The 23,428-nt window shown below is 73.3% G+C and carries 17 protein-coding genes and 1 pseudogene; 13 read left to right on the top strand and 5 right to left on the bottom strand.

What is annotated here, in order from left to right; translation table 11 throughout:
- The first annotated feature begins 112 nt into the window (after positions 1 to 112).
- Both miaB and ACFQ9Z_RS08755 read left to right on the top strand, forming a co-directional pair.
- The gene (gene miaB, locus ACFQ9Z_RS08760) at positions 113 to 1,639 is read left to right on the top strand and encodes a tRNA (N6-isopentenyl adenosine(37)-C2)-methylthiotransferase MiaB (protein WP_360663659.1); all 1,527 of its coding nucleotides are present in this window, start codon (positions 113 to 115) and stop codon (positions 1,637 to 1,639) included.
- Between the two features lie 480 nt (positions 1,640 to 2,119).
- Positions 2,120 to 2,833, top strand: a complete 714-nt coding sequence (locus ACFQ9Z_RS08755; RefSeq protein ID WP_383012987.1) for a class III extradiol dioxygenase subunit B-like domain-containing protein — start codon at positions 2,120 to 2,122, stop codon at positions 2,831 to 2,833.
- A gap of 95 nt (positions 2,834 to 2,928) precedes the next feature.
- Here ACFQ9Z_RS08755 and ACFQ9Z_RS08750 read toward each other — a convergent pair whose 3' ends face one another.
- Together ACFQ9Z_RS08750 and ACFQ9Z_RS08745 are read right to left on the bottom strand one after the other, a co-directional pair.
- Positions 2,929 to 3,201, bottom strand: a complete 273-nt coding sequence (locus ACFQ9Z_RS08750) for an antitoxin (protein ID WP_383012984.1) — start codon at positions 3,199 to 3,201, stop codon at positions 2,929 to 2,931.
- Positions 3,202 to 3,226: 25 nt separating this feature from the next.
- Positions 3,227 to 3,517 carry a hypothetical protein gene (locus ACFQ9Z_RS08745; RefSeq protein ID WP_383012981.1) on the bottom strand — a complete coding sequence of 97 codons (291 nt, stop codon included), beginning with the start codon at positions 3,515 to 3,517 and terminating at the stop codon, positions 3,227 to 3,229.
- Between the two features lie 179 nt (positions 3,518 to 3,696).
- On the opposite strand from ACFQ9Z_RS08745, the gene miaA reads away from it, so the two are divergent.
- The 6 genes from miaA (at position 3,697) to hflX (ending at position 11,974) form a co-directional block, all read left to right on the top strand.
- A complete protein-coding gene (miaA, locus tag ACFQ9Z_RS08740) occupies positions 3,697 to 4,635 on the top strand; it encodes a tRNA (adenosine(37)-N6)-dimethylallyltransferase MiaA (RefSeq protein WP_383012978.1) in 939 nt (312 codons plus the stop codon).
- 108 nt (positions 4,636 to 4,743) lie between these two features.
- Positions 4,744 to 5,265 (top strand): hypothetical protein, encoded by a 522-nt coding sequence (locus ACFQ9Z_RS08735; protein WP_383013126.1) that lies wholly within the window; start codon positions 4,744 to 4,746, stop codon positions 5,263 to 5,265.
- A 46-nt stretch (positions 5,266 to 5,311) separates the two neighbouring features.
- Positions 5,312 to 6,181 carry a diaminopimelate epimerase gene (dapF, locus tag ACFQ9Z_RS08730; protein WP_383012975.1) on the top strand — a complete coding sequence of 290 codons (870 nt, stop codon included), beginning with the start codon at positions 5,312 to 5,314 and terminating at the stop codon, positions 6,179 to 6,181.
- Positions 6,182 to 6,465: 284 nt separating this feature from the next.
- Positions 6,466 to 8,625: a RelA/SpoT family protein gene (locus ACFQ9Z_RS08725; RefSeq protein WP_383012972.1), complete on the top strand. Its 2,160-nt coding sequence runs from the start codon at positions 6,466 to 6,468 to the stop codon at positions 8,623 to 8,625.
- Between the two features lie 114 nt (positions 8,626 to 8,739).
- Positions 8,740 to 10,311, top strand: coding sequence for a M1 family metallopeptidase (locus ACFQ9Z_RS08720; RefSeq protein ID WP_383012969.1), 1,572 nt, complete (start codon positions 8,740 to 8,742; stop codon positions 10,309 to 10,311).
- 172 nt (positions 10,312 to 10,483) lie between these two features.
- Complete coding sequence (hflX, locus tag ACFQ9Z_RS08715) at positions 10,484 to 11,974, top strand: GTPase HflX (RefSeq protein WP_383012965.1); 1,491 nt, start codon at positions 10,484 to 10,486, stop codon at positions 11,972 to 11,974.
- Positions 11,975 to 12,131: 157 nt separating this feature from the next.
- On the opposite strand, the gene ACFQ9Z_RS08710 is transcribed toward hflX, so the two are convergent.
- A complete protein-coding gene (locus ACFQ9Z_RS08710; protein WP_383012962.1) occupies positions 12,132 to 13,370 on the bottom strand; it encodes a trypsin-like serine peptidase in 1,239 nt (412 codons plus the stop codon).
- 352 nt (positions 13,371 to 13,722) lie between these two features.
- Positions 13,723 to 13,979 (bottom strand): annotated as a pseudogene (locus ACFQ9Z_RS08705) (alpha/beta hydrolase fold domain-containing protein); the annotation flags it as partial.
- Between the two features lie 576 nt (positions 13,980 to 14,555).
- On the opposite strand from ACFQ9Z_RS08705, the gene ACFQ9Z_RS08700 reads away from it, so the two are divergent.
- The 4 genes from ACFQ9Z_RS08700 to ACFQ9Z_RS08685 all read left to right on the top strand — a co-directional run bounded on the left by ACFQ9Z_RS08700 (position 14,556) and on the right by ACFQ9Z_RS08685 (position 21,271).
- Positions 14,556 to 16,028 (top strand): diaminobutyrate--2-oxoglutarate transaminase family protein, encoded by a 1,473-nt coding sequence (locus tag ACFQ9Z_RS08700; RefSeq protein ID WP_383012959.1) that lies wholly within the window; start codon positions 14,556 to 14,558, stop codon positions 16,026 to 16,028.
- Between the two features lie 355 nt (positions 16,029 to 16,383).
- Positions 16,384 to 18,342 (top strand): IucA/IucC family protein, encoded by a 1,959-nt coding sequence (locus ACFQ9Z_RS08695; protein ID WP_383012956.1) that lies wholly within the window; start codon positions 16,384 to 16,386, stop codon positions 18,340 to 18,342.
- A 66-nt stretch (positions 18,343 to 18,408) separates the two neighbouring features.
- Entirely contained in the window at positions 18,409 to 19,083 is a 675-nt protein-coding gene (locus ACFQ9Z_RS08690; RefSeq protein WP_383012953.1) for a GNAT family N-acetyltransferase, read from the top strand.
- Between the two features lie 196 nt (positions 19,084 to 19,279).
- Complete coding sequence (locus ACFQ9Z_RS08685; protein ID WP_383012950.1) at positions 19,280 to 21,271, top strand: ATP-dependent DNA helicase; 1,992 nt, start codon at positions 19,280 to 19,282, stop codon at positions 21,269 to 21,271.
- A 177-nt stretch (positions 21,272 to 21,448) separates the two neighbouring features.
- Here ACFQ9Z_RS08685 and lexA read toward each other — a convergent pair whose 3' ends face one another.
- The gene (gene lexA / locus ACFQ9Z_RS08680; RefSeq protein WP_014675455.1) at positions 21,449 to 22,228 is read right to left on the bottom strand and encodes a transcriptional repressor LexA; all 780 of its coding nucleotides are present in this window, start codon (positions 22,226 to 22,228) and stop codon (positions 21,449 to 21,451) included.
- A 568-nt stretch (positions 22,229 to 22,796) separates the two neighbouring features.
- Between lexA and nrdR the strand changes: the two genes are divergently transcribed.
- Entirely contained in the window at positions 22,797 to 23,345 is a 549-nt protein-coding gene (gene nrdR / locus ACFQ9Z_RS08675; protein ID WP_383012945.1) for a transcriptional regulator NrdR, read from the top strand.
- The last annotated feature ends 83 nt before the right edge of the window (positions 23,346 to 23,428 follow it).

Below are 23,428 nucleotides of genomic sequence, written 5' to 3'. Positions count from 1 at the left end.
CCGGTCGAGCAGGCGGGCCACCCGGCCCGGCTGCTCGACCGGCCCCGACGGCGTCTCGCCGGGCTCACCCGTGGCCGTCCGGGCTCTTCCGGCGAGCGCCTACCCTTGTCCCATGACCAGCAGCAGCGACCGGAGCCCCGCAGTGGACGTGCCCGCACCCAAGAGCTACGAGATCCGCACGTACGGATGCCAGATGAACGTCCATGACTCGGAGCGACTGGCCGGGCTGCTGGAGGACGCCGGGTACGTCCGGGCCCCCGAGGGATCCGACGGGGACGCCGACGTCGTCGTGTTCAACACGTGCGCGGTGCGCGAGAACGCCGACAACCGGCTGTACGGAAACCTCGGCCGGCTCGCGCCGCGCAAGGCGTCCAGGCCCGGCATGCAGATCGCGGTCGGCGGCTGCCTGGCGCAGAAGGACCGCGACACCATCGTGAAGAAGGCGCCCTGGGTGGACGTCGTCTTCGGCACGCACAACATCGGCAAGCTGCCCGTCCTGCTGGAGCGCGCCCGCGTCCAGGAGGAGGCGCAGGTCGAGATCGCCGAGTCGCTGGAGGCCTTCCCCTCCACGCTGCCGACCCGGCGCGAGAGCGCCTACGCGGCCTGGGTGTCGATCTCCGTCGGCTGCAACAACACCTGCACCTTCTGCATCGTCCCGGCGCTGCGCGGCAAGGAGAAGGACCGCCGCACCGGCGACATCCTCGCCGAGGTCGAGGCGCTGGTCGCCGAGGGCGTCAGCGAGATCACCCTGCTCGGGCAGAACGTGAACGCCTACGGCTCCGACATCGGCGACCGCGAGGCCTTCAGCAAGCTGCTGCGCGCCTGCGGGAACATCGAGGGCCTGGAGCGGGTGCGGTTCACCTCCCCGCACCCGCGCGACTTCACCGACGACGTCATCGCCGCCATGGCCGAGACGCCGAACGTCATGCCGCAGCTCCACATGCCGCTGCAGTCCGGCTCGGACACCGTGCTGAAGGCGATGCGCCGCTCCTACCGGCAGGAGCGCTACCTCGGGATCATCGAGAAAGTCCGCGCCGCCATCCCGCACGCCGCGATCACCACCGACATCATCGTCGGCTTCCCCGGCGAGACCGAGGAGGACTTCGAGCAGACGCTGCACGTCGTCCGCGAGGCGCGGTTCACGCAGGCCTTCACCTTCCAGTACTCCAAGCGGCCCGGCACCCCCGCCGCCACCATGGAGGACCAGATCCCCAAGGAGGTCGTCCAGGCCCGCTACGAGCGGCTGGTCGCCCTTCAGGAGGAGATCTCCTGGGAGGAGAACAAGAAGCAGGTCGGCCGCACCCTCGAGCTGATGGTGGCCGAGGGCGAGGGCCGCAAGGATGGCGCCACGCACCGGCTCTCCGGCCGCGCCCCCGACAACCGCCTGGTGCACTTCACCAAGCCGGAGCAGGAGGTGCGCCCCGGCGACGTGGTCACCGTCGAGGTGACCTACGCCGCACCGCACCACCTCCTCGCCGAGGGCCCCGTCCTGGACGTGCGCCGCACACGCGCGGGCGACGCCTGGGAGAAGCGCAACGCCGCCGAGGCCGCCAAGCCGGCGGGAGTGCTGCTCGGCCTGCCGAAGATCGGCGTCCCGGCACCGCTGCCGGCCGCGGCGAGCGGCTGCGGCTGCGACTGAGCGACGCGGGGGCCGGGTCGGGGTCGGCTGAGCGACGCGGGGGCCGGGTCGGGGTTGCTGAGCGACGCGGACGCCCGGCCGGGGTCGGCTGAACACCGGCCCGCAGCCGGGCGACCGGGCCCGCGGTCCGTCCTGCCCGCGTGTGTGCGACTCGGCGCGCGCGTCGGCCCGTGGCTCGGCCGGTCCCGCAGTCTGTGCGGCCGGCGTGTGTCTCGGCTCGGCCGCCGGCCCGTCCGGCCGGCATGCGTGCGGCGCGGCGTGGGCATCAGCCCGTGTCGGCCCGTGTTTCGGCGGCGGCAGCTCGTCCGGCGGCACCGGTACGTACCGGAGCCCGGCAGGGCGGCGGCCCGTCCGGCCGGCGTGGTCCGGCCCGGCGCGCCGGTGCGGGTGCCGCCCGGCGCCCCACGGGCCCGCAGGGAGCCGGCGACGCTGCCGGCGTCGGACGACGGTCGGTCTCCGCGCGGCGTTACGCTGCCGGTCATGCTTGTCGCCGCCGCAGTCTGTCCCTGCCCGCCGCTGCTCGTGCCCGAGGTGGCCGCGGGTGCCGCACCGGAGCTGGACCCCGTGCGTTCGGCGTGCGACGACGCGCTCGGCGTGCTCGCCGCCGCCCGCCCCGACACGCTCGTGGTCGTCGGGCCCGCCGGGCGCAGCGGACGCGGACGGCACCCGCAGGGCGCCCGGGGCTCCTTCAGCGGCTTCGGCGTCGACGTCGCCGTACGGCTCGGCCCCGCCACCGGCGACGCCGGCCAGCGTGAACTGCCGCCGTCGCTGGCCGTGGCGGCCTGGCTGCTGCAGCGCACCGGCTGGGCGGACGCCCCGATCGAGGGGCTCGGAGTCGGGGAACCGCTGGAGCCCGAGCGGTGCCTGGAGACGGGCAGGGAACTGGGCGCCCGGGCCGGGCGGGTCGCGCTGCTGGTCATGGGAGACGCCAGCGCCTGCCGCACGCTCAAGGCGCCGGGCTACCTGGACGAGCGGGCCACTCCCTTCGACGCCGCCGCGGCGCGCGCCCTGGGCTCGGCGGACGTGGCGGCGCTCAAGGCGCTGGACCCCGGGCTCGCGTACGAGCTGAAGGCCTCGGGACGCGCGCCCTGGCAGGTCCTCGCCGGGGCGGCGGAGGGCGCGGGCCTCGGGGGCACGCTGCTGTACGACGACGCGCCGTACGGGGTGGGGTACCTGGTCGCCGCCTGGTCCTAGGGCGCGGAGCGGACCGCCGCCGGGACGCGGGCGGGCGAACGGCGGACGGCCGGGAGCCGTGCTGCTCCGCGGCCGTCCGCCGATCCGTGCGCCGTTCAGGAGGTGGGCGGCGGGCCCTCCGGACGGGCCGGCGGATTCGCACCGCTGACGTGCGGCTCCTCCTTGTGCGCGAGGCGGTCCACCGCCTCCTTCGCCTTGCCCGTGCCGGCGTGGATCCGGTCCGAGTACTTGCCCTTGGTCCGCTCGTCGACGGCACGCGCGGCCTTGTCGATGCCGTGCTGCACCTTGTCCCCGTGCTGACGCGCCAGATCCGACACCTTGTCCCTGGCCGGGCCCAGCCTGGCCTTCATGTGCTCGAAGAGACCCATGCTCCACCTTCCCTGACGGGGACGGTCACCTGCGGGCGCCCTCGCCGGCCTCGCTGTCGGCGGCCTCGTCCGCGGACTGCTGCTTGGGGATGTCGGCGCCCTCGCCGCCCTCGGCCGCCCGGGCCCCGGCGGCCTGCGCCCCGGCCGCCGCGTCCTCGTGCCCGTCCCCGGACGAGCCCGTCGCCTCCGCCGTCTCCGCGACCTCGACCGCCTCGGGCGCCGACGCGCCTTCGGGCCCGCCGCCGGCCCGCGCCACGGCGGCCGGTGCCGCCGGCTTCGGCTTCGACCTGCCGAGAAGCCGTGCAAAAACGCCCATTTCAACTCCATACGTTACTCGTGCGGGCGAAAACCCGCGTCAAGCGGTGCGTCCGTTTGCGCCACCCGGGTCACCGCCTCCGAAGACCGAGCGGGCGGTATCTCGGTGCAACGAACCGGGATGCGCGCCGTCACGTAACTCGTTCGGGGCGCGGCCGACACGTTTGCGAGACTGGTGCGGTGAGCAGCGCAGCCCCCGCCCCCCGCGTCATCGCCGTCGTCGGCCCCACCGCGGCCGGAAAGTCCGATCTCGGCGTCTTCCTGGCCCAGCGACTCGGCGGCGAGGTCGTCAACGCCGACTCCATGCAGCTCTACCGCGGGATGGACATCGGCACCGCCAAGCTGACGCCCGAGGAGCGGGCCGGCGTCCCGCACCACCTGCTGGACATCTGGGAGGTGACGGCCGCCGCGTCGGTCGCCGAGTACCAGAGACTGGCCCGCGCGCGGATCGACGCGCTGCTCGCCGAGGGCCGCTGGCCGATCCTGGTGGGCGGCTCGGGACTGTACGTCCGCGGAGCCGTCGACAACCTGGAGTTCCCCGGCACCGACCCCGTGATCCGGGCCAGGCTGGAGGAGGAGCTGGCGCTGCGCGGCCCTGGTGCGCTGCACGCCCGCCTGGCCGTCGCCGACCCCGACGCCGCCCGCGCCATCCTGCCCAGCAACGGCCGCCGCATCGTCCGCGCGCTGGAGGTGATCGAGCTCACCGGGCAGCCCTTCACCGCCAACCTCCCCGGCCACGACTCCGTCTACGACACCGTGCAGATCGGCGTGGACGTCGCCCGCCCCGAACTCGACGAGCGGATCGCGCGCCGCGTCGACCGGATGTGGGAGGCGGGGCTGGTGGACGAGGTGCGCGCACTGGAGGCGCGGGGACTGCGCGAGGGCCGCACGGCCTCGCGCGCGCTGGGCTACCAGCAGGTGCTCGCGGCGCTCGCCGGGGAGTGCACCGAAGCGGAAGCGCGGGCCGAGACCGTACGCGCCACCAAACGCTTCGCGCGCCGCCAGGACTCCTGGTTCCGGCGCGATCCGCGGGTCCACTGGCTGAGCGGCGCGGTGGCGGACCGGGAGGATCTCCCGCGACTGGCGCTGGCTCTGGTCGAACGACCGGTCACAGCCTGATCACGTGATGGCATCGGGATGCGCCGCCGGTCAACGCGGCCTGTGACGCCGTGCCATCATCGAGCTTCGATCGACCAAGTGGAGTCCTAGTTGGGAGGGCGCGTGGCGATGGAGGCCGGCCCTCGCGACACCGCACGAAGTGCCGAGATCACGACCGGTCCCGGTGAACCGGAACAGACCGGGGACCGTCTGTCCGAGGACGCGGGACGTCTCACCGACGACGGCCCCGACGACACCGAGGGCGGCGTCACCGCCGACGGCCCGGCGCCCGAGGAGATGTACGCGGGCGGTCCGGAGGTCGAGGTCGAGCTGCGTCCGCAGCGGCGGCTGCGCATCTGGCAGCTCGCGCCCATCGTGGCCCTGGCCGCCGGCGGCTCCCTGATGTTCGCCTTCCCGCTCGCCTTCGACTTCGGCGACAGCGGCGCGGTCATCGCCATGCTGGGTCTGCTGATCTGCTCCTGCGCCGCCGGCTGGGGCATGATGGCCGCCCGCCGGGTCGGCTACACCTGGCCGGGGCTGCCGGCGCGCGGCTCGGGCCGCCGCCCCGACTGGCGGGTCGTCCTCGCCTACGTGCTGCTGGTGGCCGTCGTGGCCGTCCTCGCCGTGTGGCGCGTGGCCCGGCTGCGCTAGTGCTGTGACCGCCTGCGATGTCGTACCGAGCCCGTACGATCGAGGAATGAGCACGCGGATCGCCTTCCTCAAGGGTCACGGCACCGAGAACGACTTCGTGATCGTCCCGGACCCGGAGAACACCCTCGACCTGACCCCGGCCGCGGTCGCCGCCCTGTGCGACCGCCGGGCCGGCATCGGCGGCGACGGGGTGCTGCACGTCGTGCGGTCCGCCGCGCACCCCGAGGCGACGGAGATGGCGGCCGAGGCGGAGTGGTTCATGGACTACCGCAACGGCGACGGCTCGATCGCGGAGATGTGCGGCAACGGTACCCGTGTGTTCGCCCGCTATCTCCAGCACGCCGGTCATGCGGCCGAAGGCGACATCGCCATCGCCACGCGCGCGGGCGTGAAGCGCGTCCACATCGCCAAGGACGGGGACGTCACCGTCGGCATGGGCAGCGCCCGCCTGCCCGAGGGCGAGGTCACGGTGAGCGTTGGCGGGCGGAGCTGGCCGGCGCGCAACGTCAACATGGGCAACCCGCACGCCGTCGCCTTCGTCGACGATCTCGCGCACGCCGGTGACCTGCTCTCCCCGCCGCCGTTCGCCCCCGCCGCCGCCTACCCGGAGGGCGTCAACGTCGAGTTCGTCGTGGACCGCGGCCCCCGGCACGTGGCGATGCGGGTCCACGAGCGCGGTTCCGGCGAGACCCGCTCCTGCGGCACGGGCGCGTGTGCCGTCGCCGTGGCCGCCGCCCGCCGCGACGGCGCCGACCCGGCCGGCACCGGCACCCCGGCGACGTACACCGTGGACGTGCCCGGTGGCCGGCTGGTCATCACCGAGCGCCCCGACGGCGAGATCGAGATGACCGGACCCGCCGTGATCGTCGCCGAGGGCGAGATCGACGCCGAGTGGCTGGCGAGCGCGCTCCGCTGACCTGGTGAGACGCCGGTCGTGCGGGCTCCCGGACGCCCGGGCCGGCGCTTGCCGGCCGCCGGGGGCCGTTCGAAACGGCGGCCGAGCGCAGTGCAGGTGACGCAAACTCTAAACCTCGATGTCGTCGCTCGATTGGGTGATCCGTTTCACGCTCGGCGGGAGGCGGTCAGCCGCACGTGATGGGCTCGGTAGCATCAAGCACCGGCACGGACGGGGGAACGTCGCCAACCCTGAGCCGCGCATGCCCCGGGCTCCGTCCGCCGGTCCACGAGCCGGAGGTGCCCATGAGTGCGGAGGCCACGAACCCTGCGAACCCTGGCCCGGCGGCGCCCGCGGCCGCGCCGGCGGCGGCCCGCCGGAAGTCACGGGCGCGGATCGACCTGCGCCGGCTCGGCCGGGCCGCGCTGCTCGGCCCCGCCGCGCGCGACAAGCTGCCCGACGCCATCGGCCACGTCGTCGAAGCGCACCGCGCCCACCACCCCGACGCGGACCTCGAACCGCTGCGCCGCGCCTACCTACTGGCCGAGTCGTCGCACCGCGGCCAGATGCGCAAGAGCGGCGAGCCGTACATCACGCACCCCCTGGCCGTGACCCTGATCCTCGCCGAACTCGGCGCGGAGACCACGACCCTGACGGCCTCCCTGCTCCACGACACCGTCGAGGACACCGACGTGACGCTGGAGCAGGTGCGGGAGCAGTTCGGCGAGGAGGTGCGCTACCTGGTCGACGGCGTCACCAAGCTGGAGAAGGTCGACTACGGCGCGGCGGCCGAACCCGAGACCTTCCGCAAGATGCTCGTCGCCACGGGCAGCGACGTCCGGGTGATGTCGATCAAGCTCGCCGACCGCCTGCACAACATGCGCACCCTCGGCGTGATGCGCCCCGAGAAGCAGGCGCGGATCGCCAAGGTCACCCGCGACGTCCTCATCCCGCTCGCCGAACGCCTGGGCGTGCAGGCGCTGAAGACCGAACTGGAGGACCTGGTCTTCGCCATCCTCCACCCCGAGGAGTACGAACACACCCGGGAACTGATCGCCGGGAACGCGGCCAGCCCCGACGACACCCTCGCACAGACCGCCGATTCGGTCCGCGCGGTGCTGCGCGAGGCCGACATCGCCGCCGAAGTCCTCATCCGCCCGAGGCACTTCGTCTCGGTCCACCGGGTGGCCCGCAAACGGGGGCGGCTGCGCGGCGCCGACTTCGGCCGGCTGCTGGTGCTCGTCGCCGAGGACGCCGACTGCTACGGCGTCCTGGGCGAGCTGCACACCTGCATGACGCCGGTCGTCTCCGAGTTCAAGGACTTCATCGCCGTACCCAAGTTCAACCTGTACCAGTCGCTGCACACGGCCGTCGCACGAGAAGACGGACAAGTCGTCGAGGTGCTCATCCGCACCCACCAGATGCACCGGGTCGCCGAGGCCGGCGTCGTCGCGCTCGGCAACCCCTACGCCCCGGGGACCGACGATCCCGCCGACGGCGAGCGCGCCGACCCCACCCGCCCCGGCTGGCTCTCCCGCCTCCTCGACTGGCAGGAGGCCGCGCCCGACCCCGACACCTTCTGGTCCACCCTGCGCGAGGACCTCGCCCAGGACCGCGAGATCACCGTGTTCCGGCCCGACGGCGGCGCCCTCGGCCTGCCCGAGGGCGCGAGCTGCGTGGACGCCGCCTACGCCCAGTACGGCGAGGACGCCCACGCCTGCATCGGCGCCCGCGTCAACGGCCGCCTGGCCACCCTCAGCACCGTGCTCCGGGACGGTGACACGGTCCAGTTGCTCATGGGCCAGGACCCGGCCTCCGAGCCCTCCCGCGAGTGGCTGGAGCACGCCCACACCGCGGCCGCGCGGATCGCCATCCAGCGGTGGCTGGCCGCGCATCCGGGCGGTACCGGCGACGCGCACGCCGAGGAGTCGGAACGGTCCGCCGGAAGCGCCGCCGGCGAGCCGGCCGTCCGGCCCGCCGCGTCCGAGGGCGCCGGCGCCACCCGCCCGCGCGCCGCCGACGTGCTCCTGGACCGGCCGGGGGCCACCGTGCGTCTCGCGGGATGCTGTACGCCCGTACCGCCCGACGGGATCACCGGCTTCGCCGTGCGCGGGGGAGTGGTGACCGTGCACCGCGTGGAGTGCGCCGCGGTGGCGCAGATGAAGAGCCGGGGGCGCACCGAGATCGACGTGCGCTGGGGAGACACCACCGAGTGCCGGGTCACCCTGGTCGCCGAATCGTTCGGCCGCCCGCATCTGCTGGCCGACCTGACCGAGGCGATCGCCCTGGCCGGCGTCGACATCGTCTCCGCGACCGTGGAACCCCCCAGCCAGCAGCGGGTCCGCCACACCTACACCCTCCAACTCCCGGACGCCGCCCGCCTCCCGGCCCTCATGCGGGCGATGCGCGACGTGCCCGGGGTGTTCGACGTGGCCCGCGCCCAGCACCGGGCGCCCGCTCCCTGAGCGGGCGCCGAAGACCCCCGGATGCCCGAACCGGGCGCAACCGGACCGACCCGATCGGGTGGGGCGGGCGCGCGCCGCCGTCATGGCGCACGAGCGCGCTGGTAGCGGTGGTGCATGCCGTTCACCCTCCGCCGGGGCCGGAACCACCGCCCCCTCCGCCGCCGGAAGGCCGCCCTGCTCGCCTCCGCCGTCTCCGTCTGCCTGCTCGCCGCCGCCGCCCCGGCCGAGCCCCTGGGCGTCGGTGACCGGCTCTTCCCGTATCTGGGCAACCCCGGGTACGACGTGGCGTCGTACGACCTGTCCTTCACCTATTCCGGGAAGAACGACAAGCCGCTGCGGGCCGTCACGACCATCAGCGCCTGGACGACCACCGCCCTGGACCGCCTCAACCTCGACTTCGCGCACGGCACCGTCGAGTCCGTCGAGGTGGACGGCCGCCGCGCCGCCTTCACCAGCGCGGGCGAGGACCTGGTGGTCACCCCCGACCACCCGCTGCCGCGTGGCAGCTGGACGCGGATCACCGTGAAGCACACCAGCGACCCCGTCAGCGCCAAGGGCCAGGACGGCGGCTGGGTGCGCACCGCCGACGGCCTGGCGATGGCCAACCAGGCCGACGCCGCCCACCTGGTCTTCCCGTGCAACGACCACCCGTCCGACAAGGCGATGTTCACCGTCCGGGTCACCGCCCCCGACGACTACACCGTCGTGGCCAACGGCCTGTCCGCCGGCGCCGAGCGCGTCGGCCGCGCCACCACCTGGACCTACCGCACCCAGCACCCCATGGCCACCGAGCTCGCCCAGGTGTCCATCGGCCGCTCCGCGGTCGTCCGCCGCGAAGGACCGCACGGGCTGCCGGTCCGCGACGTCGTGCCCAGCGCCGACCGCAAGGCGCTCGAACCCTGGCTCGCCAAGACGCCGGGCCAGATCGCCTGGCTGGAGAGCAAGGTCGGCGCCTACCCGTTCGAGACGTACGGCGTGCTCATGGCCCAGGCCTCGACGGGCTTCGAACTGGAGACGCAGACCCTCTCGCTGTTCGAGAAGGACCTCTTCACCAAGCCCGCCTACCCCGCCTGGTACGTCGATTCGATCATGGTGCACGAGCTGTCCCACCAGTGGTTCGGCGACAGCGTCAGCCCCCGCGCCTGGTCCGACGTCTGGCTCAACGAGGGGCACGCCACCTGGTACGAGTCCCTCTACGCGCAGGAGAAGGAGAAGCGGTCCATGCAGGACCGCATGAAGGCCGCCTACGGCGCCTCCGACCGCTGGCGGGCCGAGGGCGGCCCCCCGGCCCGGCCCAAGGCGCCCGCGCCCGGCCAGAAGATCAGCATCTTCCGGCCGAACATCTACGACGGCGCGGCGCTGGTGCTCTACGCCCTGCGCCAGGAGATCGGCGCGCCGGCGTTCGAGCGCCTGGAGCGGGCCTGGGTCCGGCAGCACCGCGACTCGACCGCCACCACCGCCGACTTCGTCCGGCTGGCCTCGGCCACCGCCGGCCGCGACCTCACCGGCTTCTTCCAGCCCTGGCTGTACGGCGAGAAGACCCCGCCGATGCCCGGCCACCCGGACTGGAGGAGCGGCCAGAACGCCAAGGGGCCCGAGCGGGACAAGCGAGACAAGCAGAGCGGGCGGGCCCGGAGCCGGGCCAAGGCGCCGGACCATGGGCACGCGGGCCCGGGCGGAAAGTAGCGCCGGAGGGGTGCCAGGGCCGTCCGGGCCGGGAATAAGACGGTGACGAGACGTCCCGTGCCGTGCGACCATCGTCGGGTTGGCGCGGCACGGGACACGGGAATCTCCCGGGGTACTCGTGCGTTGTCCCCTATGACCGCCGAATCGGCATCCCCACCGACGTAAGGATCCAATGACCTCCTCTTCTTCCCCTTCCCAGGACACCAAGCGCTTCGCGCACGCCTATCCCGAAGGTCTTCGGGCCGATGCCCTGATGGAAGAGGACGTCGCCTGGAGCTTCGAGATCGACGGCGAGCGGGACGGCGACCAGTTCGACCGCTCCGAGCGAGCCGCCCTGCGCCGGGTGGCGGGCCTTTCCACCGAGCTGGAGGACGTCACCGAGGTCGAGTACCGGCAGCTCCGTCTGGAGCGGGTCGTGCTCGTCGGGGTGTGGACCACCGGCACCGCGCAGGACGCCGACAACTCCCTCGCTGAGCTGGCGGCCCTCGCGGAGACCGCGGGCGCGCTCGTGCTCGACGGCGTCATCCAGCGCCGTGACAAGCCCGACCCGGCCACCTACATCGGCTCCGGCAAGGCGGCCGAGCTCCGCGACATCGTGCTCGAGACCGGCGCGGACACCGTGATCTGCGACGGTGAGCTGAGCCCCGGCCAGCTCATCCAGCTCGAGGACGTCGTCAAGGTCAAGGTCATCGACCGTACGGCCCTGATCCTCGACATCTTCGCGCAGCACGCCAAGTCCCGTGAGGGCAAGGCGCAGGTCGCCCTGGCGCAGATGCAGTACATGCTGCCGAGGCTGCGAGGCTGGGGTCAGTCGCTGTCCCGCCAGATGGGTGGCGGCCGCGGCGGCCTCGCCACCCGCGGTCCCGGTGAGACCAAGATCGAGACGGACCGGCGCCGGATCCGCGAGAAGATGGCGAAGATGCGCCGGGAGATCGCGGACATGAAGACCGGCCGTGAGATCAAGCGACAGGAGCGCCGGCGCAACAAGGTGCCGTCCGTCGCCATCGCGGGCTACACCAACGCCGGCAAGTCCTCGCTGCTCAACCGTCTGACGGGCGCCGGCGTCCTGGTCGAGAACGCGCTGTTCGCGACCCTCGACCCGACCGTCCGCCGGGCCGAGACCCCGAGCGGGCGGCTGTACACACTGGCCGACACCGTCGGATTCGTCCGGCACCTGCCGCACCACCTGGTCGAGGCGTTCCGCTCCACCATGGAGGAGGTCGGCGACTCCGACCTCATCCTGCACGTGGTGGACGGCTCGCACCCGGTGCCGGAGGAGCAGCTCGCCGCGGTGCGCGAGGTGATCCGGGACGTCGGCGCCACCGACGTACCCGAGATCGTCGTGATCAACAAGGCGGACGCGGCCGACCCGCTGGTGCTCCAGCGGCTGCTGCGGGTGGAGAAGCGCTCCATCGCCGTATCGGCCCGCACCGGCCAGGGCCTCGAGGAACTGCTCGCGCTGATCGACGACCAGCTGCCCCGTCCGTCGGTCGAGGTCGAGGCGCTCGTCCCGTACACCCAGGGCAAGCTCGTCGCCCGCGCCCACACCGAGGGCGAGGTGATCTCCGAGGAGCACACCGCGGAGGGCACCCTGCTCAAGGCCCGGGTGCACGAGGAGCTGGCCGCCGATCTGGCGCCCTACACGCCGACGCCCGCGGTCTGACCGCAGCGCGGCACCGCGTGAGAGAGGCCCGCCACCCCATCCGGGTGGCGGGCCTCTCGTCATCGCCTCGCGGGTCCCGCCGGCGTCCGCCGCGAGCGCGGTTCACCTTCCGGCGGGACACCACGGCCGTCCGGGCCGCGGCCCGGCGCGGCGGGCGTCACCGCCCCGCGAACTTCTCGCTGACCGAGTCGTAGACGCCCTTGGCCACCTCACCCAGCCGGGGACCCGCCAGCCAGCCCGCGCGCACCGGGCCGATCGAGGTGTTGGACACCAGGGCGGACTCGCCGTCCGGGCCGGTCTCCACCCAGCCGCCCCCCGAGGAACCGCCGGTCATCGTGCAGCCGATGCGGTACATCGTCGGGTCCGCCTTGTCGAGGGACAGCCGGCCCGGCTTGTCCTGGCACTGGTAGGCGAGCTGGCCGTCGTAGGGAGCCGCGGCGGGGTAGCCGGTCGCCGTGATGCTCTGCACCTTCGGCACGGCCGGGGCGCCGAAGTTCACCGGCAGCGCCCCGCCGACCGTCTCCTCCAGCGACTTGCCCGCGTTGCCCTGCTCGGGCGTCACGTGGATGACCGCGAAGTCGTACGAGGCGCCGTTGCCGCCGGTGCGGCCGCCCTGGTCGATCCACTGCTGCGAGGTCTTCGCCGCGTCCGCCCACCAGACGCCGTACGGGGCGACCTCGGCCCGGCTGGCGTCCTGCAGCCGTGCGTTCGACCTGCCCTGGTTGTTGTACGACGGCACGAACGCGATGTTGCGGTACCAGCCGCCGCTCTTCCCTGCGTGCACACAGTGGCCGGCCGTCCAGATGAGGTTGGACTTGCCCGGGTGCGCCGGGTCCTGAACGACCGTAGCCGAGCAGACCATCGTGCCCTCGGGGGAGTCGAAGAAGACCTTGCCCGAGGTGGCCGCGCTGGTGTGGTACGGCGGCTTGACCGCCTGCGCGTCCACCGGCGCCGGGGTCGGGTCCGTCACGCCCTGGTCACCGGAGAGGTCGTTGTCGTCCACGCGCTTGGCCGGGTCGTCGGCGCCCCGCATCCGGTCCGGGTTCCACAGTCCCTTGATGATGGGGTTGATGAAGTCGTTGGCCTCGCGCAGCCAGTCGTCCCGGTTCCAGTTCTTCCAGGCGCCGTCTTTCCACTTGTCGACGTCGATCCCGTGCTCCTTGAGCTTCTGACGGATGTCGTCCGGGATCTTGATCTTGCCGTCGCCGGTGCCGCTCCGGGTCGCGGCGGCGGTCGGCCTGCCGTCGGCGTTGTCGTCACCGTTGCCGTTGCCGTTGCAGGCCGTGGCGGTCAGCGCCAGCGCCGAGACGAGGGCGACCGTCGCCGGCACGGGGGAGGACCGGCGCGGCGCGCCCCTCCCTCGGCGAACGGTGAACGACGGCCGTATGGATCGCATGGTGTGGACTCCCCCTGGTGTGAAGGTACTCGGCGCTTCGGCCCCGGCACCGGCACCGCATCCAAGGGGAGTTGACGCCGGTCCCCTGGTCCGCTGGGAACGGCATCACACACTATGCGCTCGCTGTGGGGGAGTTCCGACGGTCCGGCAACGGTTCGGCCACAAGCGGCCTGACCTGGACGCACACGAGCCACGGCACCGTGCCCCCACCTCGTGGGGGGACACGTGACCGTGGCTCGGTCGAGTCGGTTGGGTCGCTTGAGGCTGAGTCGGCTGAGTCGGCGGATCCGTCGGTACGGACGGTCGTGGACCGGCGAGGGCAGGGCCTGGACGCCCGGTCGCACGGCGAGCCTCAGTCGCCGTGCAGGGCGGCCCTGATGGCGTCGAGCATCAGGAAGTCGTGCACCTTGCCGAGCACCCGCACCGCGGTGACCGGGACGCCGGCCTCCCGCAGCCGCGCCGCGTAGGCCTCGCCCTCGTCGCGCAGCACGTCGGCCTCGTCGGTGATCACGACGAGGCCGGCAGGCCCCGCAGTTCGTCGAGCGAGGCGCGCAGCGGTGAGGCGTCGCGCTCCTTGATGTCGCGCCCCTGCGCGGGAGGCACCTCGTAGATGCGGGGGTGCGGCGCGGTGGCGTCGGCGAGTTCCTTGGCCGCGGGCTCGAGCCGGGGAGTGGGCGGCGGGGGCAGGTTCGTCATGATCGACGTCCAGGGCATTCCGGCGCGGTGTGACCGGGGCGCCGGACGGTGACGGGTGGTGCCGGGTGGTGTCGGACAGGGGAGTGCGGTGCCGGGCGGTGACGTTCGGTGCCGGGCACGCTCGTCTTCCAGCTTGCGACGACACCGGGTGGGCGGCATCACGAGCAGGGGAGCCGGCTGCGCGGGAGGGACGCCGTGGAGGTGCCGGATGCCGCGGTGCGGTCGTGGCGCGGGGGCAGGGAGGGAGTGGCACAGCGGGAGCGGCGGAGAGGGATCACCAGAGAGGGCGGGGAAGGAGCCGCCGAGTGGGGTCGGCGGAGAGGGCAGGGAGGCGAGGGGCGGCGCGCGCCGCTGTGCGGAGAGGGGCGGGGATTGCGGGGCAACCCGTAACCCGTGGGCCGCTGGGCGGTTGTAGGGCTGGGGGGTCCGCTGCCTGTGCCCGGTCCCCGCGGATCAACTCGCCTCAGGACAGCGGGAGGACAGCGAGTCGTGGCCGTGACCGAGTCGGTGGCTGAAGGCGCGCACGCGGAAGAGCGCGCCGTGCACGAGGGGATCCTCAGGCGCCAGTCGGCGCGTGAGTCCGCGGCACGCACCTATGCGCGGGCCCTGCCCATCGTGCCCGTGCGGGCGCGGGGGATGACCATCGAGGGCGCCGACGGACGCCGGTACCTGGACTGCCTCTCGGGAGCCGGAACCCTCGCCCTCGGCCACAACCACCCGGTGGTCCTGGAGGCCATCCGCCGGGTCCTCGACTCCGGCGCCCCGCTCTCCGTCCTCGACCTTGCGACGCCGGTGAAGGACGCCTTCATCACCGAGCTGTTCCGCACCCTGCCGGCAGGGCTCGCCGACCGCGCCCGGGTGCAGTTCTGCGGGCCGGCCGGCACCGACGCGGTCGAAGCCGCGCTCAAACTGGTCCGCACCGCGACCGGACGCACCGGTATGCTCGCCTTCACCGGCGCCTACCACGGCATGACGGCCGGAGCCATGGCGGCCTCCGGCGGAGCCGGCGACGTACAGGTCGCGCGACTTCCGTACCCGCAGGACTACCGCTGTCCCTTCGGCGTCGGCGGGCCGCGCGGCGCGGAACTCGGCGCCCGCTTGACCGAGTCCCTCCTCGACGACCCGAAGTCGGGGGTACCGCTCCCCGCCGGGATGATCGTCGAACCCGTCCAGGGTGAGGGCGGCGTGCTCCCGGCGCCGGACGGCTGGATGCGCCGCATGCGCGAGATCACCGCCGAGCGGTCCGTCCCGCTGATCGCCGACGAGATCCAGACCGGCGTCGGCCGCACGGGCGCCTTCTGGGCCGTGGAGCACAGCGGTGTCGTCCCTGACGTCATGGTCATGTCGAAGGCCATCGGCGGCAGTCTGCCGTTGGCCGTGGTCGTCTACCGCGACGACCTCGACGTATGGCAGCCCGGTGCCCACGCCGGCACCTTCCGGGGCAACCAACTCGCCATGGCCGCCGGCACCGCCACCCTCGCTCATGTCCGGGAGAACGCGCTCGCCGAGCGAGCCGCCGCCCTCGGCTCCCGGATGCTGTCCCAGCTCAGCCGGTTGCGGGACGCGTTCCCGTGCGTGGGCGACGTCCGGGGGCGCGGGTTGATGCTCGGCATCGAGCTCGTGGACCCGGAGAGCGAGACGCCCGGACCGGCCGGTGCCGCCTCCGCAGGCGATCACCGGCGCGCAGCCGACGGTCCCGGGTCCGACCGCACCCCGCACCGTGCCGACCCCCAGCTCGCGGCGGCCGTCCAACGGGAGTGCCTGGACCGGGGGCTCATCGTGGAACTCGGCGGCCGCCATGCGGGCGTCGTACGACTCCTGCCGCCGCTGACCATCTCCGACGAGCAGGCGGAAGCCGTCATGGACCGCCTGGCCGACGCGGTGGCGGTGGCGGCCCGCCGACAGCAGCACCACGGCCGCGGGCACCGTCATCCCGACGGCCCTGGCCCCGGCAACGGCTAGCAGCCGCACCGCGACCACCCCACCAGCGCGGCCGCGAGTCCCCGCCCACGCCCGGTGCTCCCGCCCTCGGTCAAGCCTGAGCAGCGCGCACCACACGGACGCGCACGGCTCGGCCGCCCGAAGCCACGCGGGCCCCGTGAAGCGCACGGTGACTCGCACGGCGACCCCGGCCACAGGGCGCCGGCACCGCCGCACCGCAGCACTACGACCGCACGGCAGCACGACGACCGCACGACCGCACGGCAGCACGACGACCGCACGGCAGCCCACCCGCACGATGGCCGACCGTTTGACGGGTTGCCCGACGAGCCCCCGCACAACCCCAGCCCGCCCCGCCCCCTCCCGAGGAGCCGTCTTGAACGCCACCCCCGCACCCGACGGCCGTTCCGGCAGTCCCGACGACCAGGGCGACTCCGGCGCCCAGCCGGCTCCCGTGCCGCTCCCCGAGTCGTTCCCCCAGCAGAAGCGACGGGCCCCGGACGGGGTGAGCGCGGAAGTGCCCGGCGCCGACCCGCTGGAGGACCCCGACCCCGGCGCCGCCGCCCAGGCCGCCGCCGTGGAGAACCTCCTGCGCTGCTGGGTACGGGAGAACGACCTCGCCGCCCCCGCCACCGGCACCCTCCGCATCCCGCTGCTCCGCAGCGGCACCGCGTTGATCGTCCAGGTGCGGTACTGGTCCCCGGCGGGCTGGCACCGCTTCGGACCGGTCCGCCTCGCCGGCGCGGAGACGGCTCCGCCCGTCGACGCGACCACGCTCGCGGCCCTCCTCGCCAGGGAGACCCCCGGCGGCGCCCACGGCACGCCAGGTATCCCCGGCGCGCCGGTGCAGCAGGGGGCCACGGGCGACGGCGGCGACCTGGTCGCCAGAGTCGCCGACTCGCTGCGCCGCACCGCGACCTTCATCGGCGACCGCCGCGCCCGTCCTGCCGACGGCCCCGACCTCTTCCTCGGCGCAGAGCAGTCCCTCCTACTCGGGCACCCCCTGCACCCGGCCCCCAAGAGCCGTGAGGGCCTGACGGAGGCCGAGGGCCCGCTGTACTCCCCGGAGTCGCGCGGCTCGTTCCCGCTGCACTGGTGGGCCGTGGCCCCCTCTCTGCTGGCGACCGACTCGGCCTGGACCGAGCGCGGCCGTCCCGTACCCGCCGACCGGCTCACCCAGCGGCTCGCCGGAACCACCCCTCCCCGGCCCGACGGCTACGCCGTGCTGCCGCTGCACCCCTGGCAGGCGAGGGAGATCAGGCACCGCGAGGCGGTCGCCGCCCTGCTCGACTCCGGAGCGCTCCGCGACCTCGGGCCGCTCGGCGCACCCTGGCACCCCACCTCCTCCGTACGCACCCTCCACCGGTCCGGCGCCCCCGCGATGCTGAAGCTGTCGCTGGGCCTGCGCATCACCAATTCCCGTCGCGAGAACCTGCGCAAGGAACTCCACCGCGGAGTGGAGGTGCACCGGTTGCTGCGCGGCGGCCTCGCCCGCCAGTGGCAGGCCGCACACCCCGCCTTCGACATCGTCCGCGACCCCGCCTGGCTCGCCGTCGACGACCCGGACGGGCGGCCCCTGCCCGGCCTCGACGTCATGATCCGGCACAACCCGTTCGCCCCGTCCGACGACGTCGGCTGCCTGGCCGGACTCGTCTCGCCCCGGCCCCTGGCCGAACCGGACCCCGACGCCCGGCCGGCGACGGGACCCTGGGCCCTGCGGTCCCGCCTGTCCCAGATCGTGGCACGGCTCGCCGCACGCACCGGGCGCCCTGTCGGAGCCGTCGCCGCGGAGTGGTTCCTGCGCTACCTGGAACAGGTCATTCGACCCGTGCTCTGGCTGGACAGCGAGGCCGGGGTCGCCCTCGAGGCCCATCAGCAGAACACCCTGGTCCTGCTCGACCGCGACGGCTGGCCCGCCGGCGGCCGGTACCGCGACAACCAGGGCTACTACTTCCGCGAGTCCAGGCGGGCCGAACTCGACGCGCGGCTGCCCGGCATCGGCGTGCACAGCGACACCTTCGTCGCGGACGAGGTGACCGACGAACGCTTCGCCTACTACCTCGCCGTCAACAACGTGCTCGGGCTGGTCGGCGCCCTCGGCTCCCAGCGGCTCGCCGACGAGAGGCTGCTCCTCGCGGCGTTCCGCGGCTTCCTCTCCGACGCCGCCTCGGGGCCGCTCGCCCTGCGCACCCCGCTGCCCGGCCTGCTGCTCGACTCACCTGTCCTGCGCTGCAAGGCCAACCTGCTGACGCGGCTGCACGGCATGGACGAACTCGTCGGCCCGGTCGACACCCAGTCCGTCTACGTCACCATCGCCAACCCCCTCCATTCCTGAACGCACCTTTCTGCGCCTCTGCATCTCCCGCGGAACACCACCTCCCTCTCCCGAAAGGAGCGCGCCGTGCCCTCCACCGACACCAGCGCGGACACCGCCTCTCCCGAGGACGGCGAGGCCACGCTGCACCTGCGTCTGCCGGACGAGTTCGTCGCCCTCTTCGCCACGGCCGACCTGCTCGATGACGTCTCCGGCTGGGGGCCGGCCGTCACCCCCGTCGGTCTCTTCGAACTCGTCCCCGTGCGCCTGGAAGACGACCTCCCTCTCGTCCACCGCTGGATGAACGACCCCGCTGTGGCCGAGTACTGGGAGCTGGCGGGGCCCCCGGACAGGACGGCGGACCACCTGCGCGCCCAACTCGAGGGCGACGGCCGAAGCGTGCCGTGCCTGGGCGTGCTGGACGGCGTCCCCATGAGCTACTGGGAGCTCTACCGTGCCGACCTCGATCCACTGGCCCGCCACTGCCCGGTCCGGCCGCACGACACCGGGATCCACCTCCTCATCGGCGAGGCCGCCGACCGGCGGCGGGGACTGGGCTCCGCCCTGCTCGAAGCCGTGTCCGCTCTCGTCCTGGCCCGTCGCCCCGCCTGCTCCCGGGTGGTCGCCGAGCCCGATCTTCGCAACACCCCCTCCGTCGCCGCTTTCCTGCGTGCCGGCTTCCGGCTCACCGGGGAGGTCGACCTCCCCGGCAAGCGAGCCGCTCTCATGATCCGCGAGCGCGTCCCGCACCGGACGATGTGACGACTCGTGATGGCGTCGTCACATTGAGTACGAACGGCGGCTCGGTGACGTTCCCGGCGCTCGCAAGAAATTCCGGGAATCGCGTCGAGCCGCCGCGACAGCCAGCCCACCGCCCCAGGAGCCCCGGCCGTGATCCCTGCCCCGCCCCAGCCGTGACCGCCCGTTTGTCAGTGCCGGGCCGTAGGGTGGTCGGGCTATGACGAAGCCCTCACTCCCCGAGCTCCTGCACGCCGCCGTCGCAGCCGTCGGCGGCACGGAGCGCCCCGGCCAGGTGACCATGGCCGAAGCGGTCGCCGAGGCGATCGACGACGGATCCCACCTGCTGGTCCAGGCCGGCACCGGCACCGGAAAGTCGCTGGGCTACCTCGTGCCCGCGCTCGCGCAGGGGGAGCGGGTGGTCGTCGCCACGGCGACGCTGGCGCTGCAGCGCCAGCTCGTGGAGCGCGACCTGCCCCGCACGGTCGACGCGCTGCACCCGCTGCTGCGCCGCCGACCGGAGTTCGCGATGCTCAAGGGCAGGTCCAACTACCTGTGCCTGCACCGCCTGCACGAGGGCATGCCGCAGGACGAGGAGGACGGGCTCTTCGACCAGTTCGAGGCCGCCGCGCCCACCAGCAAGCTGGGCCAGGACCTGCTGCGCCTGCGCGACTGGGCCGACGAGACGGAGACCGGCGACCGCGACGGCCTCACGCCGGGCGTCTCCGACCGTGCCTGGGCGCAGGTGTCGGTGTCCTCGCGCGAGTGCCTGGGCGCGTCGAAGTGCGCCTACGGCGCCGAGTGCTTCGCGGAGATGGCGCGCGAGCGGGCCAAGCTCGCCGAGGTCGTCGTCACCAACCACGCCCTGCTGGCGATCGACGCCATCGAGGGCGCCCCGGTGCTGCCGCAGCACGAGGTGCTGATCGTGGACGAGGCGCACGAACTCGTCTCCCGTGTCACCGGCGTCGCCACCGGAGAGCTCACGCCCGGCCAGGTCAACCGTGCCGTGCGCCGGGCGGCCAAGCTCGTCAACGAGAAGGCCGCCGACCAGCTCCAGACCGCCGCGGAGGGCTTCGAGCGGCTGATGGAACTGGCTCTGCCGGGCCGGCTCGAGGAGATCCCGGAGGACCTCGGCTACGCGCTGATGGCGCTGCGGGACGCCGCGCGCACGGTCATCACCGCGCTCGGTTCGACCCGCGACAAGTCGGTCCAGGACGAGGACGCGGTCCGCAAGCAGGCGCTGGCCTCGGTGGAGACCGTGCACGACGTGGCGGAGCGGGTGGTCAACGGCTCCGAGTGGGACGTGGTCTGGTACGAGCGTCACGACCGCTTCGGCGCGTCCCTGCGCGTCGCGCCCATGTCGGTCTCCGGGCTGCTCAGGGAGAAGCTCTTCGCGGACCGCAGCGTCGTCCTCACGTCCGCGACGCTCAAGCTCGGCGGCGACTTCAACGGCGTCGGCGCCTCCCTGGGACTGGGGCCCGAGGGCGCGCAGGGCGAGGACCTGCCGAAGTGGAAGGGGGTGGACGTCGGCTCGCCGTTCGACTACCCGAAGCAGGGCATCCTGTACGTCGCGAAGCACCTCGCGCGCCCGGCCCGGGACGGAGAGCGCTCCGACATGCTGACGGAGCTGACCGAGCTGATCCAGGCGGCCGGCGGCCGCACCCTGGGACTGTTCTCTTCCATGCGCGCCGCCCAGCTCGCCGCGGAGGAGCTGCGCTCCCGCATCCCGGAGTTCCCGATCCTGCTCCAGGGCGAGGAGACGCTCGGCGAGCTGATCAAGAACTTCGCAGCCGACCCGCGGACCTGCCTGTTCGGCACGCTGTCACTGTGGCAGGGCGTGGACGTACCGGGCCCCAGCTGCCAGCTGGTGGTCATGGACAAGATTCCCTTCCCGCGCCCCGACGACCCGCTGATGAGCGCCCGCCAGAAGGCGGTGGAGGACGCGGGCGGCAACGGCTTCATGGCGGTGGCCGCGACGCACGCGGCCCTGCTCATGGCTCAGGGCGCGGGCCGTCTGGTCCGCGCCTCGGGTGACCGTGGCGTGGTCGCGGTACTGGACCAGCGACTCGCCACCGCGCGGTACGGCGGCTACCTCAAGGCGTCGCTGCCCGACTTCTGGTACACCACGGACCGCAACCAGGTGCGCAGGTCACTCGCGGCCATCGACGCGGCCGCCCGGAAGACGGAAGAGGCGCAGACGCAGGAGCAGTGATCTGCGGGCTGGTCGGAGCGGGGCGGGCGGCGCCGGCCCGCGCCGGCGCGGCGGTCCACGCGGGCGTCCGGGGCGGTCCCGGGGGAGTCCGGACAGCACAGGGCCCCGGAACCGGCGCAGGGGTCCCGGGGCCCGGTCAAGGGGGTCGGGCCGTGTCCGGCCCGACCGCCGCGGCCGTCACACGCGCCGCAGCACGGCGACGACCTTGCCCAGAATGGTGGCGTCGTCGCCGGGGATCGGTTCGTAGGCCGCGTTGTGCGGCAGGAGCCAGACGTGGCCGTCCTCGCGCTTGAAGCGCTTGACGGTGGCCTCGCCGTCGAGCATCGCCGCGACGATGTCACCGTTCTCGGCGACCGGCTGCCGGCGGACGGTGACCCAGTCGCCGTCGCAGATCGCGGCCTCGATCATGGAGTCGCCGACCACCTTCAGGACGAACAGCTCACCGTCGCCGACGAGCTGACGGGGCAGCGGGAACACGTCCTCGACCGACTCCTCCGCGAGGATCGGCCCGCCGGCCGCGATGCGGCCGACCAGCGGGACGTAGGACGCGGCGGGCTTGCCGGCGGTGTCGGTGGGCTGCACCGTCACGGCCTGGTCGGAGCCGCGGACCTCGTACGCGCGGGGGCGGTGCGGGTCGCGGCGCAGGAATCCCTTGCGCTCGAGCGCCATCAGCTGGTGCGCCACCGAGGAGGTGCTGGAGAGGCCGACGGCCTGGCCGATCTCGCGCATCGACGGCGGGTATCCGCGCCGCTGCACCGAATCCCGGATGACCTCGATCACCCGGCGCTGCCGGTCGGTGAGCCCCGAGCTGTCCGCCCGGATGCCTGGAGGTCGGCCAGGCAGGGAGCGCTTGTGCCCCTCGGGATTCGTGGCTTCGTTCATCGCATGTACCGGCTCGACTCGGCCCATGGAGCGGTCCTGGGCGGTGATGGTGGCACTGTCTGCGGTGGTGGTCACGTCGGCCCCTCTCGATGGTCTCCCTGCTGGACAACGGTAGTTGCTTTCGAAAGGTTGCGCCAAACACACGTTCGAGTGAAAAAGTGCGAATCACCTGACGCGATCACGTGTCTGGGTGTATAGCTGACGCGGCACCTGGCGGGCAAAAGTGCCCATTTGTCGTACTCTTCACCGCCGGGATCGATGACCTTGTGGGTCGTGCCCTCAGTCTGCCATCCGGAACCCCGTCCTCCTGGATGCGGGCTCCCTTCTGTGCCGGAGTGCCACGCGGCCTCCGTGCGGCGCCCACGGTATCTCCGCAACCGGCGGATCGGTACGCCCCGGCGCCCGCGTGTTCGGAATTGCCGCCGGCGGGTATTCGGGGCGTGCTCCGTCCGGGCGACACGCCTGATTGCCTCGATGTATGGGCCAGGCCCTACATCTAGTGGTTGGATGCTTACCCGGGCCCACAAGTTGTGGTCCCCCGGGTCTTGGACGGCTCCCGCATCGCCTATGCTTAGGGCTGCTTCGCGGGGCCCATGTGGCCCAGTGAGGCTGTTGAGTCTGCTGTGAGGAGGGTTGGAGATCCATGCACTGCCCCTTCTGCAGGCACCCCGACAGCCGTGTGGTCGACAGTCGTACGACCGACGACGGTACGTCGATCCGCAGGCGCCGCCAGTGCCCTGACTGCTCCCGTCGTTTCACGACCGTGGAGACGTGCTCGCTCATGGTGGTGAAGCGGTCCGGGGTCACCGAGCCTTTCAGCCGTACCAAGGTCATCAACGGTGTGCGCAAGGCATGCCAGGGACGGCCGGTCACCGAGGACGCGCTCGCCCAGCTCGGCCAGCGGGTCGAGGAGGCGGTGCGGGCCACCGGGAGCGCCGAGCTGACCACTCACGACGTGGGTCTGGCCATACTCGGCCCGTTGCAGGAACTCGACCTCGTCGCCTATCTGCGGTTCGCCTCCGTCTACCGGGCCTTCGACTCGCTGGACGACTTCGAGGCCGCCATCGCGGAGCTGAGGCAGGCGCGAGGCCCCGCCGCGTACGACGAGGACGCGGGAGCGGGGAGCCAGGAAGACGCGCGCGGGCCCGGAGGGACCACCGAGGTCCCCGAGCCCGCCCACGCCGCCGACTGACCGGCGCCGCGGAACCCGGACGGAGGGCCGGGTTCCGCCTCGGACGGCGGCGACCGAAGACCTGTTGCGGGTGGCAGATGAGG

The sequence above is a fragment of the Streptomyces sp. NPDC056580 genome, assembly GCF_042793175.1.
Lineage (GTDB): Bacteria > Actinomycetota > Actinomycetes > Streptomycetales > Streptomycetaceae > Streptomyces.
The sequence above is the reverse complement of the archived record's forward strand: the minus strand, read 5'-3'. Positions and strand labels throughout refer to the sequence as shown.